16 protein-coding genes and 1 pseudogene are annotated in these 16,954 nt (G+C 39.6%); 6 read left to right on the forward strand and 11 right to left on the reverse strand.

All coding sequences use genetic code 11. The features are described from left to right. Nucleotides 1-55: 55 nt before the first annotated feature. A complete protein-coding gene (locus QNI22_RS16090; RefSeq protein WP_314512121.1) occupies nt 56-1,201 on the reverse strand; it encodes a phosphotransferase enzyme family protein in 1,146 nt (381 codons plus the stop codon). A 222-nt stretch (nt 1,202-1,423) separates the two neighbouring features. Here QNI22_RS16090 and QNI22_RS16095 point away from each other — a divergent pair, with 222 nt between their 5' ends. Continuing rightward, a complete protein-coding gene (locus tag QNI22_RS16095; RefSeq protein ID WP_314512123.1) occupies nt 1,424-1,672 on the forward strand; it encodes a YtxH domain-containing protein in 249 nt (82 codons plus the stop codon). A gap of 96 nt (nt 1,673-1,768) precedes the next feature. Here QNI22_RS16095 and tpiA read toward each other — a convergent pair whose 3' ends face one another. Then, the gene (gene tpiA / locus QNI22_RS16100) at nt 1,769-2,530 is read right to left on the reverse strand and encodes a triose-phosphate isomerase (RefSeq protein ID WP_314512125.1); all 762 of its coding nucleotides are present in this window, start codon (nt 2,528-2,530) and stop codon (nt 1,769-1,771) included. A gap of 220 nt (nt 2,531-2,750) precedes the next feature. Here tpiA and QNI22_RS40300 point away from each other — a divergent pair. Next, a pseudogene (locus QNI22_RS40300) lies at nt 2,751-4,658 on the forward strand (CocE/NonD family hydrolase). Between the two features lie 86 nt (nt 4,659-4,744). Here the strand turns inward: QNI22_RS40300 and QNI22_RS16115 are convergent. Next, the gene (locus QNI22_RS16115) at nt 4,745-6,025 is read right to left on the reverse strand and encodes a sensor histidine kinase (RefSeq protein WP_314512129.1); all 1,281 of its coding nucleotides are present in this window, start codon (nt 6,023-6,025) and stop codon (nt 4,745-4,747) included. A gap of 203 nt (nt 6,026-6,228) precedes the next feature. Beyond that, nucleotides 6,229-7,956: an McrB family protein gene (locus QNI22_RS16120; RefSeq protein WP_314512130.1), complete on the reverse strand. Its 1,728-nt coding sequence runs from the start codon at nt 7,954-7,956 to the stop codon at nt 6,229-6,231. Between the two features lie 830 nt (nt 7,957-8,786). Between QNI22_RS16120 and meaB the strand changes: the two genes are divergently transcribed. Both meaB and QNI22_RS16130 read left to right on the forward strand, forming a co-directional pair. Further along, nucleotides 8,787-9,809 (forward strand): methylmalonyl Co-A mutase-associated GTPase MeaB, encoded by a 1,023-nt coding sequence (gene meaB, locus QNI22_RS16125; protein WP_314512131.1) that lies wholly within the window; start codon nt 8,787-8,789, stop codon nt 9,807-9,809. Nucleotides 9,810-10,064: 255 nt separating this feature from the next. After that, nucleotides 10,065-10,754 (forward strand): hypothetical protein, encoded by a 690-nt coding sequence (locus tag QNI22_RS16130; protein ID WP_314512133.1) that lies wholly within the window; start codon nt 10,065-10,067, stop codon nt 10,752-10,754. Nucleotides 10,755-10,920: 166 nt separating this feature from the next. On the opposite strand, the gene QNI22_RS16135 is transcribed toward QNI22_RS16130, so the two are convergent. The 7 genes from QNI22_RS16135 to QNI22_RS16165 all read right to left on the reverse strand — a co-directional run bounded on the left by QNI22_RS16135 (nt 10,921) and on the right by QNI22_RS16165 (nt 15,340). Continuing rightward, nucleotides 10,921-11,370 carry an EVE domain-containing protein gene (locus QNI22_RS16135; RefSeq protein WP_314512135.1) on the reverse strand — a complete coding sequence of 150 codons (450 nt, stop codon included), beginning with the start codon at nt 11,368-11,370 and terminating at the stop codon, nt 10,921-10,923. Nucleotides 11,371-11,473: 103 nt separating this feature from the next. Next, the gene (locus QNI22_RS16140; protein WP_314512137.1) at nt 11,474-11,791 is read right to left on the reverse strand and encodes an SRPBCC family protein; all 318 of its coding nucleotides are present in this window, start codon (nt 11,789-11,791) and stop codon (nt 11,474-11,476) included. Between the two features lie 67 nt (nt 11,792-11,858). Continuing rightward, entirely contained in the window at nt 11,859-12,278 is a 420-nt protein-coding gene (locus QNI22_RS16145) for a VOC family protein (RefSeq protein ID WP_314512138.1), read from the reverse strand. 97 nt (nt 12,279-12,375) lie between these two features. Beyond that, nucleotides 12,376-12,717 carry a hypothetical protein gene (locus tag QNI22_RS16150; protein ID WP_314512140.1) on the reverse strand — a complete coding sequence of 114 codons (342 nt, stop codon included), beginning with the start codon at nt 12,715-12,717 and terminating at the stop codon, nt 12,376-12,378. 14 nt (nt 12,718-12,731) lie between these two features. Further along, nucleotides 12,732-12,899: a hypothetical protein gene (locus tag QNI22_RS16155; RefSeq protein WP_314512142.1), complete on the reverse strand. Its 168-nt coding sequence runs from the start codon at nt 12,897-12,899 to the stop codon at nt 12,732-12,734. A 449-nt stretch (nt 12,900-13,348) separates the two neighbouring features. Next, a complete protein-coding gene (locus QNI22_RS16160) occupies nt 13,349-14,326 on the reverse strand; it encodes an ADP-ribosylglycohydrolase family protein (protein WP_314512145.1) in 978 nt (325 codons plus the stop codon). A 33-nt stretch (nt 14,327-14,359) separates the two neighbouring features. Next, nucleotides 14,360-15,340 carry a Gfo/Idh/MocA family protein gene (locus QNI22_RS16165; protein WP_314512146.1) on the reverse strand — a complete coding sequence of 327 codons (981 nt, stop codon included), beginning with the start codon at nt 15,338-15,340 and terminating at the stop codon, nt 14,360-14,362. Between the two features lie 128 nt (nt 15,341-15,468). Between QNI22_RS16165 and QNI22_RS16170 the strand changes: the two genes are divergently transcribed. Together QNI22_RS16170 and QNI22_RS16175 are read left to right on the forward strand one after the other, a co-directional pair. Continuing rightward, nucleotides 15,469-16,041 (forward strand): HD domain-containing protein, encoded by a 573-nt coding sequence (locus tag QNI22_RS16170; RefSeq protein WP_314512150.1) that lies wholly within the window; start codon nt 15,469-15,471, stop codon nt 16,039-16,041. Between the two features lie 139 nt (nt 16,042-16,180). Next, nucleotides 16,181-16,903, forward strand: a complete 723-nt coding sequence (locus QNI22_RS16175) for a C40 family peptidase (protein WP_314512151.1) — start codon at nt 16,181-16,183, stop codon at nt 16,901-16,903. Nucleotides 16,904-16,954 lie beyond the last annotated feature (51 nt).

A 16,954-nucleotide genomic window follows, 5' to 3' on the forward strand; every position in this document is an offset into this window, starting at 1 on the left:
TTTCAAAAACATAGGCCTGAGTTTTATTCACATCCAAAATTCAGGATAACTCGTGTTAAAGCCCAGAAATAATGGCCTCCATCTCTCCTCTATGGATTTCCATTAAGGACAACAAACGCATTTGTGTACGACTTCGGTCCAGATTGTGTGTAGGACGATAGATTTTATAATACACATCTCCTTGCAGAAAGTCTGTCAGAAAACGGATACCCATGATATAGGTCATAAGCATTCCTCCAAATACCAGATTATCCCTTTCTGCCTTTGTTATCCACTCTCCTACCTCAGACCAATACCCTTTAGCAAGAGATTCAAATACATCCATCCGTATCTGCACCTTATCCAAATCTGTTTCGTCTTCAGCAGCAGGACTTAAGAATGTACGCATCATATCACCAAAATCGTACAACAAGGTTCCTGGCATCACTGTATCCAGGTCAATGGCACATACTCCCTTTCCTGTTGATGCAGCCATAAGCACATTACTGATCTTGGTATCATTATGAACAATGCGTAATGGAACATCTTTCTGATGTAATAGAGATGCTATTTTATCAGCAATATGCCCTCTAGCCTCAAAGAAAGTAATTTCCGTAGCAGCTGTTTTAATTCTATCAGGCAAACCTGTTAAAATAGCCTGTAAAAAAGCCTTCCGTCGTGAAAAGGCGTTATGAAAAGCAGGAATTGTCTCCTGTAATTCCTCTGCAGATAGGTCTTGTAAAGACCGCACAAAAAAGCCAAACATACGGGCTGCTTCATAGGCCTGTTCAGGTGTTTGTACTTCTTCAAAAGAAACTGTGTCTGGAATATAGGTAAAAGCCCGCCAGTAATTACCCGAATCATCTTTTAGGAACGAACTTCCGGAACGAGTCATAACCAACTCAGGAATAACTGCGTTAATCTGTTGAGAGCGGAAATACTCTAGCTGAAAAGCAGTTGCCTTCCGGATATTTTCCATCACAGTTTCCGGACTTTTAAAAACCAGATGATTTACCCGTTGTAATACATACCGCGAAGAACCACATTCAAGCAGGTAGGTATCATGAATATGTCCGGAATGGAGAGTACGAAAGGAAATGCCATCTGTAGCAAACTGAAACTGTGCAGCAATATCTGTAATTTGTGATGGAGTTAACAACGTATAGGATAAGTTAATGTATGAATGAACATTTTTACACTGCTTGCAATCTTCTGGTGTCATCTGCCGTTATGCAGTATAATTACATAAACGGTTGCTGATTAACAGAAACAATGATAGAAAGCAATAAGGATGTATTTTTAGACAAAAAAATATTTTTTTATCATAAATCTTATACTTTTACCAATAAAATCCGTAGAAGCTAGTCAATGGTCCTGATTAGGTATCAGGTTTTCATTTTTTGTTAATTTAACCTCTGTTTAAACTTACTATTTTTTTTAAGCTATGAAAGATAACACAAAAAAAGTACTTCAGGGATTCCTGATTGGGGCAGCAGCCGGAGTTGTTGCAGGTCTTTTACTGGCCCCTTCTAGTGGTAAAGAAACCCGCAAGAAAATTGCAGATTCAGCAAAAGACCTTTCTGATAAATTTGGTAACGAGTTTGACGATGCGATGAGCAAACTATCCAGCTTTACCGAAACAACCTTGTCTAACCTTAAAAATGCTAAAAGTGAGAAGGTATCCAGTAACTAATTTTGTTACAACCTTTTCAGGTGATATTCACCCTATAAAAAAGGTGCTCTTTGCAAAGAGCACCTTTTTTATTTTCCATATCAGATACCAGATCTATTAAAATGACTTGATGATATCCAAGAAGTCACGTGATTTTAAAGAAGCACCTCCAATGAGGCCTCCATCTACATCAGGCTGTCCAAATAATTCGCGTGCGTTACCAGGATTCGCACTACCACCATATAGTATAGTAGTAGCATCTGCTGCAGCTGCACCATATTTTGAGGCAATATGTGCACGGAGTTTGGCATGCATTTCCTGAGCCTGATCAGAAGTAGCAGTCTTACCTGTTCCAATTGCCCAGATAGGTTCATATGCAATTACTACATTAGCAAACTGCTCAGATGTCAGATGAAACAGACTTTCTGTCAATTGACTGCACACTAAATCAAAATGAATTCCCTGCTCACGTTGCTCCAGCGTTTCCCCACAACAGAAGATTGGCTTCATTCCGTTTTCCAACACACTATTTACTTTATCCTTAAGCAATTCATTTGATTCTCCAAAATATTGTCTTCTCTCGCTATGTCCCAAAATAACATATTTTGTCCCCACAGATTGCAACATAGCAGCTGAAATTTCTCCTGTAAATGCACCAGAAGCTTTCTGATGGCAATTTTGAGCGCCTAGAGAGATATTAGACTGAGTTTCCAGAAGCTTCCCTACAGATGTCAGGTATACAAATGGCACACATACTACCACCTGTACATCACCTCTTACTTCATCACGAACCATGTTTACTATTTCTGATGTAAGAGCAAGCGCCTCATCACGGGTTTTATTCATTTTCCAGTTTCCAGCTACAATCTTTTGTCGCATATTTTTAATTCTGAATGAGTGAACGATAAAATTAAGTTGGACAAATATAAATGCTTTTCCCAAATCTTATCCAACTGAAAAGTCTTTGGTTGGAAAAAGATACTATTTTTGTTTTCCTGATATTTACCATATCCAGCTTATAGTTTAAGGCCTCTATACACTTTACAGTAAAATCAATAACCTGTTTTAAAACATCCAAACAAACTAAACCTTGCAATCCATGAAGAAAAAGCTGTATGCATTTCTCTTTTTCGCTTTTTTAGGTCTGTTTTTCACAGACACTTTTGCTCAGACTGCCGATACGGCCTTTGTCCGCAACAATTACCAGAAGTATGAATATCAGATACCCATGCGGGATGGTATCAAATTATTTACCATTGTATATGTACCCAAAGATGCATCTGATAAAAACAAGTATCCGATGATTATGCAGCGGACCTGCTATTCAGTAGCACCTTATGGCCCTAATGCCTATTCACGTCATATCAGCCCATCTGACGTCATGATGCGCGAGAAATACATTGTTGTATATCAGGATGTACGCGGACGTTATATGAGTGAAGGCACCTGGACCAATATGACACCTCATCATGAAAAGAAAGATCCTAAGAAGGATAAATCCATTGATGAAGCATCGGATACCTATGACACCATCGACTGGCTATTAAAAAATGTCAAATACAACAATGGTCGCGTCGGTCAGTGGGGGATTTCCTATCCGGGATTTTATACCATCGCAGGGGCATTGGCTCAACATCCGGCGCTGAAGGCATCCTCTCCACAAGCTCCGGTATCGGACTTTTATTTTGATGACTTTCATCACAATGGTGCCTTTACTGAAGAATATTTTCTGACATACCCGCTGTTTGGCATTCAGCATCCTGCTCCTACTTCTAAAGACTGGTTTACGGATAAAATGATTGCCCCTATTGGTGCCCGTGATGGATATGATTACTATATGAAATTGGGCCCACTGAAAAACGGAAACAAATATTATGCAGACAACTTCTTCTGGCAGGAAACAGTAGAGCATCCCAACTATGATGAGTTCTGGTAAAAACGGAGTATTGTACCTCATCTCAAGAACGTAAAACATGCTGTATTAACGGTAGGTGGCTGGTTTGATGCAGAAGATCTGTATGGTCCTCTGACTATCTATAAAACACTGGAAAAAAACAATCCGGGAATCTTCAATGTGATTACAATGGGGCCATTTGGTCACGGACGCTGGTCACGCGATACTGGACATACCCTGCATGGTGATATCTATTTTGGAGATAGTGTGGCTACCTTTTATCAACGTGAAATCGAAGGTAAGTTCTTCCATCACTTTCTGAAAGACAAAGGAGATGGAAAGGTTGATTTGCCTGAAGCATGGCTTTTTGACACAGGTACTAAAGAATATAAGAAGTTTGATAAATATCCTTCACCTGCGGCAAAGAAAACAACCTTTTATTTCCATGCCAATGGCAAACTTGCTACATCTGAACCTGGTGAAAGCCAATCCTTTTCAGAATATATTTCAGATCCAATGAAACCCGTTCCATCCAGTGAAGAAGAGGCTGAAATGTTTGGGTTTACTCCATTCAAATACATGTCCGGAGATCAGCGTTTTGCAGCTTCCCGTCCAGACGTGCTTGTCTTCCAGACGGATGTACTGGATCAGGATATCACATTGGGAGGAGAAATTATGGCGAAGCTTAAGATTAGCACAACAGGTTCAGATGCGGACTTCTTTGTAAAGCTGGTTGACGTATATCCAGACAATGAACCCAATCATAAGTACATGCCCAACAAAAATGTAATGCTTGCCAGCTACCAGCAAATGGTACGCAGCGAAATTATGCGGGCACGTTTCCGAAATAGCTTTTCCAAACCAGAGCCTTTGGCTCCAGGTCAGGTTACGGAAGTCAACTTCCGATTACAGGATGTATTGCACACCTTCAAAAAGGGACATCGTATTATGATTCAGGTACAGAGTTCATGCTTCCCTGTATTTGACCGAAACCCGCAGAAGTACGTGGAAAATATCTATAAAGCCAATGAGGAAGATTTTATAAAAACTACTCAACGGGTATATCATCAGAAAGGCAATGCCAGTTCTATTGAGGCAGATGTTCTGAACTGATAGATAGTTTGTTATCTTACTCTTACTAATCCTGCACCCTTGTTTCTGTATGATAGCAAAAGCTACAGTAACAAGGGTGTTTGTGTTTACGCACGTTTCCCATTGGGAATCTCTACAGTAAACTCTGTAAAATGTCCGGGTACAGACGATACACGAATATCCCCACCCATCCGTATGGCAGACTCTCTGGCAATATATAAACCTAACCCTGATCCGGGTAGTGTATGACTAGCCCTATAAAACATATCAAAAATGTGTTGAAGATGTTCTTTCGCAATACCTATCCCATTGTCCTTGACCTTAATAACAGCCTGATCAGAAGAGACATTGCATGTTATATTGATCCAGGGAGAAGACTCCTGTGGATTTCTGTAGCGAAATGCATTGGAAATGATATTATTAAGAATAACCCGCAATCGGTAACGGTCTGTTACAAAATCTGAATGCTGAACGATTGCATTGGAAACATCAATCCGGGTAGCACCATCCATAAACTGATATTGCTGAATCGCATCATTAATCTCTTCTTCCAGAATGATAATATCCTGCTTTATCTCAAACTGAGCATTTCGCGAGTAATCCAGGATATCTCCGATAAAAGCATCCAGACGCAACAGATTCCGCTCCATGATCTGGTTGTAGTCTCTCATCTCATTCATATCCTCTTCATCCTTCATCAGTTCAACCAAACCCAACGCAGAAGCAACCGGAGCTTTCAAATCATGGCTGATGCTATAGACAAACCGATCCAGCTCTTGATTGATTCGTAACAGATCGCCATTGATAACACGTTGTTGTGCCTCTGACTTTTGCAATTGCCTTTCACTGTTAAGATTTGATACAACTATCTCGTAAACAAAGAATTGACACAAAGTAATAACCAACACCAAACTGATAGCCCGAAAAACCATCTGATCTCCAGGAAGAATAATAGGTGTAACAAGATCTGTATCTACGAATGTAAGAATCAATACAAAAACTGTTGGATGTATAATATGGATAACAAGCTGTAAAGTATTTCGGTAATTAATAAAGAAGGGAACTGCAAATATGAGCGGAAAAAAATACAGAAAAGAAAAAGCAGGTGAACCCAGTAATAGTGAATATAAAAATAACAGAACGCTGATTGAAAAAAGAATAAAGTTACCTGCTGTGGTAACATACCCACGCAGATTTATATAGATACCTACCCCAAAACAAATAGTCATGGCTGCCATCAACACCGCTACTTTCCATATTCCAACATAAACCGCTGGAATAACAGAAAATAGAAGTATGCTAAAACACACCCATGAAACAGTGTTAATAAACTGTCTTCGTCTCTCCTTCCGTGTCGTCTTGTATTGTCCTTCCAAAAAGAACTCCATGTCCTTAGTATAGAATGTACTATAACCCCATCCTAACAAAATTACTCTGTATTCTCTCTATGATACAAGTCCCAAATTTCATTTGTATATCACAGGTAGGTTTTTGAGTAAAAACACATACAGTTCAGGAACAATACCCTACTAAAAAAATCCAAATCCATCAGTAGAGACCTGGCACTTCTATATAAATGGGTACGAGACTTTTATCCTACTATCCCAGTTATCTTCAGCTGATAATTTTCTTCTATCAATACCAATCCACTTCTCTGAAGTATATCCCGTATAGGCTCAAGACGTGTGTTGAAATACTCATACAATAACGGAATAATCTTCTGGTTAAAGATTTCAGGAAATTCACTTACCGACTTATTGATAAAGAAAGAGTGTCCAATCATAAAATCTACGCCTTTACGTTCCCGTATCTGTTCATTCAATGATTGTAATACAGAGGCGGCCTCAGGTATCAAATCATACTGAGGGTACATAGGAACAAACACGAAGCGGCGGCGTAAGGCAGCATCCAGCAAGGCAATGGACTTATCAGCTGTATTCATTGTACCCACAATATACAAATTGGGAGAAACAGCAAAGCTTTCACCAGATGGTAAAGTTACAATAAGGGGATGTTCTTTACCTAAACGTTTGTCTTCTTCCAGTAATGTGATCAACTCTCCGAATACCCGTGAAATATTTGCCCGGTTTATCTCATCAATAATTAACACATAGTTTTTTAACCGATCTTCGGACTTCGCATGTTTGAGACTTTTCTCAAACTTTCGGAGTGCATATACCACTGCTTCATAATATGGCCGGTTAATGGCTTCCCGAATTTCCTTTCCATAAAAACTCTCCCGCAACTTGTGTAAATACAACTGCCTCACTTCATCCTTGGCGCTGTCACTACGTGTGGTACGACGCTTATACAAAAGATAGGTATCTCCTACCTCATAGATAATCATACTCCGAAACTGCCCTCCCGGATTCTGCAATGGAATCTCTACTTCTTCGGTCTCACGGTTCATACTTTCCATCAACATCTGATCCAGCAGAGATTCAAAAGGCAGCTTGGGCTTGTTAATGGTGCGTCGGTAAGCTTCATAGTTTGCCTTTGAACGGTCAGCAATCCGTTTAAATATCCCATCTGTCAGTCGAAAGTGCAGGTTATCTGTATGACGATGGGTGTCAGGCCGTAATCCCTGCACAAACTCTTCATAAGAATAACTTTGGTGAAAGGTGATAAACTCAATCTGTTCCTGCTCCTGATAATATTCATATCGTTTCTGAACTTCCGCACGATCTTCTGCCTGTATAACTTCTATCGGTTTGCTTTCAATAATAGCTACAGCATAGTTTATTGTTTGGTAAGTTTTTCCAGTACCTGGAGGGCCGTATAATATCTGATTTAAAGGAAATAGCTGAACAGGTTTTGTATAGATAGCTTCTTTCTCTTCTACACTATCTGTTTGTCGTTGTAATTCAACACTGGTTACCAGTGAAGATAACTTCTCCAGCCGAATATAATTTCCATAGGAAGCTCTTTCAGACAGATCGGGAAATACATCCAGTACTTCATCCTTGCTTACCTGCAATTCATGCATTGGATCATATATATGTGTTCCTCTGTTTACCCGATACAAAGGACCAAAATAATATTTACACACAGATGCCAGAGAGAAGAGTTTATCCTGGCGGTAGCGTTTCATAAACTCTGTTTTGGCAGGTTCAGACAAAGCCATTGCGGAAGTAACACCTGCTTCAGTCTGCAAACGAGGTTCTCCATCACGAAATACTAGTGGCAGCCCTTTATAGTCCCCTTCAGAGGTCTTAAAATACAACAGAATCTTTGCCTGTGGGTATGTATTCAGATATTCTTCTAAAGGTTGCCAGAGTTTTTCGTGCCGAATGCCCATCTCAAAAAATAATAAATTCAAAGTTTGGTTGGTTCAAAAATGCATTTTTTTATGAAGAAAAACAGGGTATACTGTTATTTTATCAATAGAATTGTTTTCCGTTCACCATTTAAAGATTGCGATTTCACCAGTTTCTTCATTTTGCATGTCTTTCCCTAGCTTGGTTTAGTGTCCCGTTCTCGATTCTTCTACAGGCTTCTTCATTTTTTGCTTTCTTGTATCCAAAGTTGGTCTGTAGTCCAGAACATATTTCTTCTTATCACCCTGTCACTTTTTTGCTTGCCCAAAAAAGTAACCAAAAAAGGGCAAAAAATTCCAAAGCTTCGCCCCGCAAGACCAACGCTAGGCCCGCGGAATTTTTATCCTCACGCACCTGCACTACCACTCACGATTGAAGTGATCATTGTTTTCTTTGTGGCATGTACTGTTTGAGTATAGAAGTCGGCACAATAGTCAAGATCATCTTTTTGGTACAAAGAGAGTTTTGTTCCCTTTAAACGCGAACGGTCGTATCTGTGCGTTGGCAATCTTTCTGCCGCGAGGAAAGCCCATGGCTTTGCGGGGGGGAGGTTCGGCAGAAAGTGCCCTTTTTTGCTTCGTTTTTTGGGCAAGCAAAAAATGAAGAAACCTGTGGAAGAGCAAAATTCAGGAATCTGAGATAACATTGCAAACAGGGGAAGCAGAGTGAGATAGGAATAGTAAGCAAAAATGTCCTATACAATAAGCATTGCTAGAATGATCTAAATCTAAAAACTGTTAGGCTATTCTCTGAAACAATATTCATCACCATTCTAAAAAGATACTATTTTTGCCTGTGGCACATCATTTTTAACTCATGTGTTATACTTATCATGCCTCCTCGCCTTTCTCCTGACATATATATCCAAGGCATCCGCCAGGGAGATCGAATCATTCTGAGCCGTGCCATTACGCTGATTGAAAGCAGTTTACCAAAAGACCAGGCTCTTGCATCAGAAGTCATACAGGGGATATTGCCCTATATAGGCAACTCATTGCGGATAGGAATTACAGGCGTACCAGGAGTAGGCAAAAGCACCTTTATTGAAGCCTTTGGTAATCATATCACTTCACTAGGAAAAAAACTGGCAGTGCTGACAATTGACCCCAGCAGTCAGCGATCATACGGCAGTATTCTGGGAGACAAAACCCGTATGGAAACACTGGTAAACCAGCCCCTAGCCTATGTTCGGCCTTCGCCATCCGGCTCGTCACTGGGAGGTGTAGCCCGTAGCACACGTCAATCGATACTTCTTTGTGAAGCCGCAGGCTATGAAGTCATCTTTATTGAAACCGTTGGAGTGGGGCAATCTGAAACAACTGTTCATGGAATGGTTGACTTCTTTCTGCTGCTTATGCTGGCCGGTGCGGGTGATGAACTTCAGGGTATCAAAAGAGGCATCATGGAGATGGCTGATGCCATTGCGATTACTAAAGCAGATGGATCAAATATCATGGCTGCCCGTCAGGCTCGTGCCAGCTACCAGAATGCACTACACCTGATGCCTCCGACAGAGTCAGGCTGGATTCCGCCTGTGCATACATGTTCAGCCCTTACAGGAGACGGAATCAAAGAATTATGGCAAATGCTGGAGGAATATGTAAACCTTAGTAACCAAAATAGATTTTTACATAAGAAACGACAGGATCAGAACTTAAACTGGTTGCACGAAACTATACGGCAAGAACTGGAAACAGCCTTTTATCAAAATCCTTCCACTAAACAACAAATACCCCACATTGAGCAAAGCATATCTTCCGGAGAGATTACAGCACTATCGGGTGCCCAAAAACTTCTTCAAACGTACTTTACCCATTACTCTACTTCCCATCGTAGCTCAGATGGTGATTCATAGATAATATAGAAGTCTGAAAATAGTTCTGTAGCCGATCACTATACAAAACAGGCTTCTATCTATACAAATATTTTTAGTATAAAACCAATATCTACTCCCAGACTACAAACATATAAAACAAAATACTAAATCCATTGTATATCAACATATTAATTAAATATTTTTTATTTACTGAAACTCAAAAACACATGCATTTTTTTTGTATATTTAAAGTAGCAAAACTATGAAATTAACCACTTTATATTTACACTCTATATGCCTCGTTATCATACCAATACAACCGCTATTCGCAAATATAAATCTGACTATTATGGACTGATGGTCTATGAAGCCCGTCTGAATCATGAACTATTCCGGATGGCACAGCGCATTAAAGCGATTCAGAAGGATGAATCGCAATCTCTTGCGGATCAGACTCTTCTGACTAAACTACTGGTATACGCAACACAGCAAAAAGAAGAACTGGAAGCCCAACCTGCCTCCAAAGAACGTGATAAGCAGTTGAAGAAAGCGGAAAAAGAGTATAAAGAAGTCAATGCGAAACACAAACGCAATGAGTATCATCTGGCTGTGCTGGAAAAGAAAAAGGACAAAGACAATGCAGCTAAGTATGTGTTGAAAGAAATGAAGCGTGATCAGGTACGCATTCGCATTAAAACAGCCTATGCTATCTGGAAGAAGTTAGAAAAAGAGCAGCAAGAAGACTTTATGGACTTTGAGATGTTTCAGGCGCTGAAAACAGTTAAGCAAATACAGTCAACAACTATCCAAATTACATCTACTACTGCTTCAAAAACAGGATGTACCTCTACAAAACAACCAGTGGATATAGTAAAAAAATGGCCACGCACCAGCTCAGTTTTGTATGTATCCCGCCCTCAGCAGCCTTCCCTGTATCAACCTATCTCAACTAAGGTACAGGTATATAATGTGATGCAGGAGTAATTAAGCTATAGCATATTTCTTTCTTACAGACAACTTCTATCAACAGATAGAGGACGGATAGTTATTTGCATGTTCAGTCTTTGCAACGGAGAGATCTAGGTTCGAACAAATGTCCGAACCAATTTTGCATGTTTTTTCATAGTTGCAGAGTCTATACCAATGGGAATTAGTAGTTTAAAAACTCTTTTGAATCACTTTCTCCTAACATTTGCGAGGCAATCAGTCTAAAATCGTTTTCCTGGATTTCCAGAAAACCAAACCGAAATGGATATCCCCATTGCACTTTATTTTGAATAAAATCCAGTTGATCAATCAGAGGTAAAATAGAGGTTTGCTGACAGCTGTAAAAAGTTATGTTACGGCGAAAAGGGATAAAGTCCTCACTCATTTTGTGTGTGTAGACCAGTTCATCTGAAGCCTGTCCGATAGCAGTGAAAGCCATGCATTTTGCAGATCCTTTCATTTTTTCTGCCGGACTATATACAATTAGCCAATCATTGAGCGACATACGTTTGAGAGGTTCTTTCTTTCCATGACAAACCTGCATAAATCCTCCATTCACACCTCGTTGTGTATGTTCTTTTGATACAACTGCAATAAAATATCGTTGTTTCATATCAGAGTTTTTTAGCTACCTGTATCTGATGAAGCATTTCAGTAGGTAAAGCATCCACGATAGATTGTACTACAACTTTACGCCAGAGGAATCCCAATAGTCCTTAAACCTTCATAGTCGTGGTGATGCGTAAACCTTCCGTAGTTTCTTCGAAAGTATGCTCACCATACATGCGGCCCATAGGAAATCGGGTCATATCGGTAAAAGACTTGTTCTTAGTTGTTTCAATAAGCTGTATTTTTACTTTGGGACCTCCTTTGGGCTTGAGAGTAAAAAAAGCCCCTTTCTCAAATTCACCTTCAAGCTTTGCATATTCCACCCCTTCATCCCATGCAGCCCAGTTATCTACATCTGCAAAGAGTTGCCAGAGTTGTTCTTTTGTTACTTCCTGTGTTGTGACAGAATGTGATCGTATCCACATATTTTTTTTGGTTTTGAGGTGGTTTCTATTTCGAATTACGATGAAAAGCAGACTATCCAGAATAGAATCAAACAATGGTTGTCTGTTGAGTAGCTCTTTCCTTTGCTTCTTTTGTGAGAGGTGTAAAAAAATTCACCAGGTTGCCATCCGGATCTCTGAACAACAGTGAACGGTTGCCCCAAGGCATTGTAGTTGGAACTTGTACAACAGTGTTGCCAAGAAAGTCGGCTAGTTGCTGATATATATCGTCAACATCATCTACCTTGAATTCAATAATTGCTGAGCGATTAGCAGCGGCTTCTGCTATATTATTCCCTCCAAATAAGGCTAATGTACGTGTACTTCCAATAGCTAGTGTAGCCTGAGACGTACGTAGTTCAGCAAAATCGTCAGTATATTGTGTGAGTGTCATCCCGGTGACTTGTGTATAAAAATCAACCAGGCGTTTAACATCTGTGGTAATAACCCGAACTGAAGAAAGATTCATAAAATGTATCATTTTGGTTTGAATGATACAAAGTAAAAGGGCCCTACTGACAACCTTATGTCAGTAGTCTTTCTATTTAATTCTTCATTTTACTTGATCATTTTACTTTAGAGTGAGAGAATACAAGCCCAATACTCCAATATAGACTTTCGAGCAATTCTTCTCTGCTATATCCAGGTTCATCGAAGATTTTTTCATACTGCAGATTGAAAGTCAAATGATCTGCCAGCTTATAAAGCCTTTTTCTGTGATGCTCAGGAAAATCTACATGTATCGTATGAATAAAATCAAGAATTGCATTTATAGTGTCTAACAACCAACTGTTCTTTACTTTACGTTTGTGTTGCATTGAGATGATCATTTCTCCGACCAAACACATAGATGGGTTATCCAGGCTTTCTGTACGTACTTTGATATCACCCAAATACCTTTTTACCATTTTATCTGTTTTGTCTAAATCCCTATAAAAATTATCATCCCAGCTTCATTTAGAACATAATCGTTATCTTCTCTTGCAACAACTACAGTATATAAGGCAGGTAATGGATAAATAGGATCAAATATTACTTCTATTATTGTCAGATTGTCAGCGGTCAATAACTTAATTTTATTCTGTTCCATAGATAAATAAAGACTCATGGTCCAATTGTACCTTAAACCATGAGTCTTTTGTTAGTATTGCGTCTCTCAAAAGAATCTAATATGATAGATTCTGACAATTAAGTAGAGAACAATTTGTACAGATTCCAAATCAATTTAATTCTGACTAATATTACTTCTTACCAGTAGCCACATCAAATAATCACTAAGGTTCTGGCTATAGTGGTAATCAATTTCCGCTGTAACCGGAATCTTAGTGATTAACTCATACTTTTTGGGTAGGTTAAATAATTTGAAGAATAAGGCTCTTCCATTAACCGATTGCTAGTAACTATAAAAAATATCTTCGGCATACCAACAGGCATTCTTAAAGAATAAAATCAGAGGACTTTCAGGAAAACTCTTTCAGAAAGATAATTTAAAAGATAGAGTTTACTCTGTAAAGAAAAATTCTACTCCATAAATCTACGTTATAGCATATCTGCATACTTGAGAGCAAACTTCTCTGCCAATGCATGAATATCTCCAACACGTGCCAGTTGATTAACCCATTTTTCAGGTATCTGTTCAAACTGATAGACTAATCCTGCTAATCCACCTGCAACAGCTGCTGTTGTGTCTGTGTCTTTACCCAGATTCACTGCTTTCAATACTGTTTCCCTATATGAATTGCTGTTTAGCAGACACCAGAAACTTGCCTCTAGGCTATGTAATACATATCCGGAAGAATATACCTGTGCTTCTTCATAGGTATGAATTGGCTCCATACCAAACTCTGTAGATGGATGCCCCAATACCCGGTAAAACTTCCGTCTTTCATCGTCTGAACAAACCGTGTTTTCATCCAGAAACTGATTTACGGTAACTCGCATCTGTTCAAAAGCCTTCCATTTATCCAATCCCCTGATCAGGCACAGAGCATATTCCAGATAAATAAAACAAGCTAATACAGAACGAATATGTGCATGTGTGATAGTCGATACCTCTTTAGTCTTTTCAAATCGGGTTTGGATGTCTTTATCTATCAGAAACAAAGCAAGTGGCAGAATCCGCATCAATGAACCATTGCCGTTGGATTGTTCATCTTTGCCTCCCGCTAATGCCGGACTTACTCCTTTTCTTAGTCTACTAATTGCATCTGATGTGGCGATACCTATATCAAATACATGACCATGCGGTGTCCAATGGTTATATTCCCTCCAGGTTATAAATCGTCGGCTTAGGTCAGTGAGATCATACCCTTTACATAAACTTTCTGCCAGACAGAATGTAAGCGAACTATCATCTGACCAGGTTCCTGGTGGCTGATTATGGGTTCCATATCCTATCATATCCGTCACAGGAAACTGTTTCAGATAGCTTCTGTCTTTGAACTCAACAGGTACACCCAGTGCATCACCTACGGCCAATCCAAACAATATATCTTTGGCAAAATTTCGTTGATTCATTCAGTTAATTATAAAAGCAGTTTTTTATTTTATTTATTTCTGTGTCATCTTATCTATCATCTCCATTATTCTTGCCCCTTCGGAAGCAGTGCATGGATTCGGGCCTTTTCCCAGAAAATAGCTTACCACTTCTTCAATCATGGGTTGTTGCACATGCATGGGTGCCTCAAAAGGTAAAACTGATTCTTTTCCATTTCTAGTCAGGTAAATAACCTGTTTCCCAAAAACAGAAAAAGTGATCTTTCCTTCAGTGCCAATTATTTCAAAGCTGTCCTTTGTTTCGGATTCATCTACAGCAAAGCACCATAAGCCCTCAAAGAGTACACCTGATTGAAAGAGCATGCTTCCACTCACTATATCATCAGCACCATACTGTTTTGACTGATTAGTAGCCATTCCCTGTATAGTCAAGACATCGCCAAAGAAGTAATAGGCCATATCCAGTTGGTGGGGAGCCAGGTCATGAAATAATCCTCCACCGGAAATAGCCGGATCAACTCGCCACGCAATCTTCTCTGTCTGTAAAGCTTCTTGGGATAAAGGTTTATCAAAAAAGGAAAGTCTGGCAAAACGTACTTCACCAATAGCTCCTTCGTCCAGCAATGATTTAATTTTTTTAAAGTAAGGTTGTGCTCTCCGATAGTGGGCTACTACCATTTTTATATTTGTATCACGGGAAGCCTTTACCAAATTCACTGCTTGTGCATGAGTGGTGGTCATTGGCTTCTCTATGTAGACAGGTTTACCTGCTTCCATGGCAGCCAACGCATAGTGCTCATGGCTATCAGGCGGCGTAGCAATATAAATTGCGTTTACTTCCGGGTCCTGAATAAGCTTGCTGGCATCATTGTACCACTTAGGTACGTTGTGTCTTCTGGCATAATCCTGCGCCTTCACCCCATCACGCCGCATGACGGCAACCAGTCTGGAATCAGGTACTTTATTAAAAGCAGGACCACTTTTAAGTTCTGTTACATCTCCACATCCAATAATGCCCCAATGAATTGTCTGCATAGTAAAATCAGTAATACTATTGTAATGAAGCCAAAATATAGGCAGTTCGTTGCTATTTTACCAACTGTTAGTTTTATATCCTGCTAAATATTTAGTTACTTCCCAATTAGTTAAACTAAAAAATACCAATGAACAACTGGGATAGAGATTTGTATAATAAGGCATGGGACTTTGCCACACTTCACCATTCAGGCCAAACTTTTGGTGGCCGTACACCGGGTATGCGTGTTGACTATATCAATCACATTGGAGCAGTTACGATGGAAATACTCTGGACACTCCAGCATACCACCCAAACGTACAATGCGGATCTGGCAATCCAGTGTGCCCTTTTGCATGATGTAATTGAAGATACAACTGTAACCTATGAACAGGTTAAGGAAGAATTTGGTACAGATGTAGCAGACGGAGTAATGGCCCTTACCAAAAACACACAATTTCCCACTAAAATAGAACAAATGCAGGATAGCCTCCGTCGTATACAACAGCAGCCTAAGGAAGTATGGATGGTTAAGATGGCAGACCGGATTACTAACCTGGCTCCCCCTCCTCATTACTGGAATAATGAAAAGATTAAAGCCTATCAGCAGGAAGGTCAGCTTATCTATGATGCACTACATACCGCAGAGGAGTTGCTGGCAATCCGGTTAAAAGAAAGAATCAGTCAGTATCTTACGTTTTTACACGTTGAGAACATATAACTTCATAAAACTAACGCAACTTATTCGTCTATTTTTCGTATACATACTTAAATAAACTATCAATACTTTACCTTAAATTTTAGAACCTGTATTTATTCTATGAACAACTTTTTACGATTCACTATTTTAACTCTGCAACATGCAACGCATAGCGAATCAGTTCTGGATTGTATTACAGGAAATCGCCAAACTTTTCTGGATAATTGTCTGTGAAATAGCTTTTCTGCTGGCTCGCGCAGGAAAATATCTGTATGCCCATCGTAAACAAATTGCTACTCACCGAGCTACACCTTGGGTAATTATTGCATTGGCAACGGTATGGTCTGTATGGGCTATGTACCGACATGTACAGCAGCAACAGGAAAAGCCTATTGTGGTTACACGCATTCCTACTGTACTGATCTCAGATTCTGATTTTCAGCAGCGACATATTCAGTTAACAGGACAACCACCCTTGCCAGAATCGAACAAAGCATTGACACAGAGTATTACAGAATGGATAGGAGTTCCTTACAGAGACAATAGTGATAGTCGTACCGGAACGGATTGTTCTGGCTTTGTACGCAATGTATATCAGGAAGCCTATGGATTGAACCTTAACCGCAATGCTCTTAAGATGTATGAACAGGATGTAGATCCTATCGAGAAAGAAGAATTACATGAAGGAGACCTCATCTTTTTTGACACCTTTGGCTCAGGCATCTCGCATGTGGGTATTTATTTGCAAAACGGACGATTTGCCCATGCATCAACGTCTCGTGGAGTAACCATTGATTCGCTTACCAATCCTTATTATTCAGACTGTTATTATAGTAGTGGCAGGGTAAACCGTGAATTTGAGGAAGACGAGCCTACTCCCTGATAAAATAAATGCCTCAGTAGAGGTGGTCTTAGACTGAGGCATTTACTTTTT

It is taken from the genome of Xanthocytophaga agilis (assembly GCF_030068605.1).
GTDB lineage: Bacteria > Bacteroidota > Bacteroidia > Cytophagales > 172606-1 > Xanthocytophaga > Xanthocytophaga agilis.

Coding starts and splice junctions, on each gene's coding strand:
- QNI22_RS16090 (WP_314512121.1), bottom strand. CDS start 1,201: ATGACACCAGAAGATTGCAAGCAGTGTAAAAATGTTCATTCATACATT.
- QNI22_RS16095 (WP_314512123.1), top strand. CDS start 1,424: ATGAAAGATAACACAAAAAAAGTACTTCAGGGATTCCTGATTGGGGCA.
- tpiA (WP_314512125.1), bottom strand. CDS start 2,530: ATGCGACAAAAGATTGTAGCTGGAAACTGGAAAATGAATAAAACCCGT.
- QNI22_RS16115 (WP_314512129.1), bottom strand. CDS start 6,025: ATGGAGTTCTTTTTGGAAGGACAATACAAGACGACACGGAAGGAGAGA.
- meaB (WP_314512131.1), top strand. CDS start 8,787: ATGCCTCCTCGCCTTTCTCCTGACATATATATCCAAGGCATCCGCCAG.
- QNI22_RS16130 (WP_314512133.1), top strand. CDS start 10,065: ATGCCTCGTTATCATACCAATACAACCGCTATTCGCAAATATAAATCT.
- QNI22_RS16135 (WP_314512135.1), bottom strand. CDS start 11,370: ATGAAACAACGATATTTTATTGCAGTTGTATCAAAAGAACATACACAA.
- QNI22_RS16140 (WP_314512137.1), bottom strand. CDS start 11,791: ATGTGGATACGATCACATTCTGTCACAACACAGGAAGTAACAAAAGAA.
- QNI22_RS16145 (WP_314512138.1), bottom strand. CDS start 12,278: ATGAATCTTTCTTCAGTTCGGGTTATTACCACAGATGTTAAACGCCTG.
- QNI22_RS16150 (WP_314512140.1), bottom strand. CDS start 12,717: ATGGTAAAAAGGTATTTGGGTGATATCAAAGTACGTACAGAAAGCCTG.
- QNI22_RS16155 (WP_314512142.1), bottom strand. CDS start 12,899: ATGGAACAGAATAAAATTAAGTTATTGACCGCTGACAATCTGACAATA.
- QNI22_RS16160 (WP_314512145.1), bottom strand. CDS start 14,326: ATGAATCAACGAAATTTTGCCAAAGATATATTGTTTGGATTGGCCGTA.
- QNI22_RS16165 (WP_314512146.1), bottom strand. CDS start 15,340: ATGCAGACAATTCATTGGGGCATTATTGGATGTGGAGATGTAACAGAA.
- QNI22_RS16170 (WP_314512150.1), top strand. CDS start 15,469: ATGAACAACTGGGATAGAGATTTGTATAATAAGGCATGGGACTTTGCC.
- QNI22_RS16175 (WP_314512151.1), top strand. CDS start 16,181: ATGCAACGCATAGCGAATCAGTTCTGGATTGTATTACAGGAAATCGCC.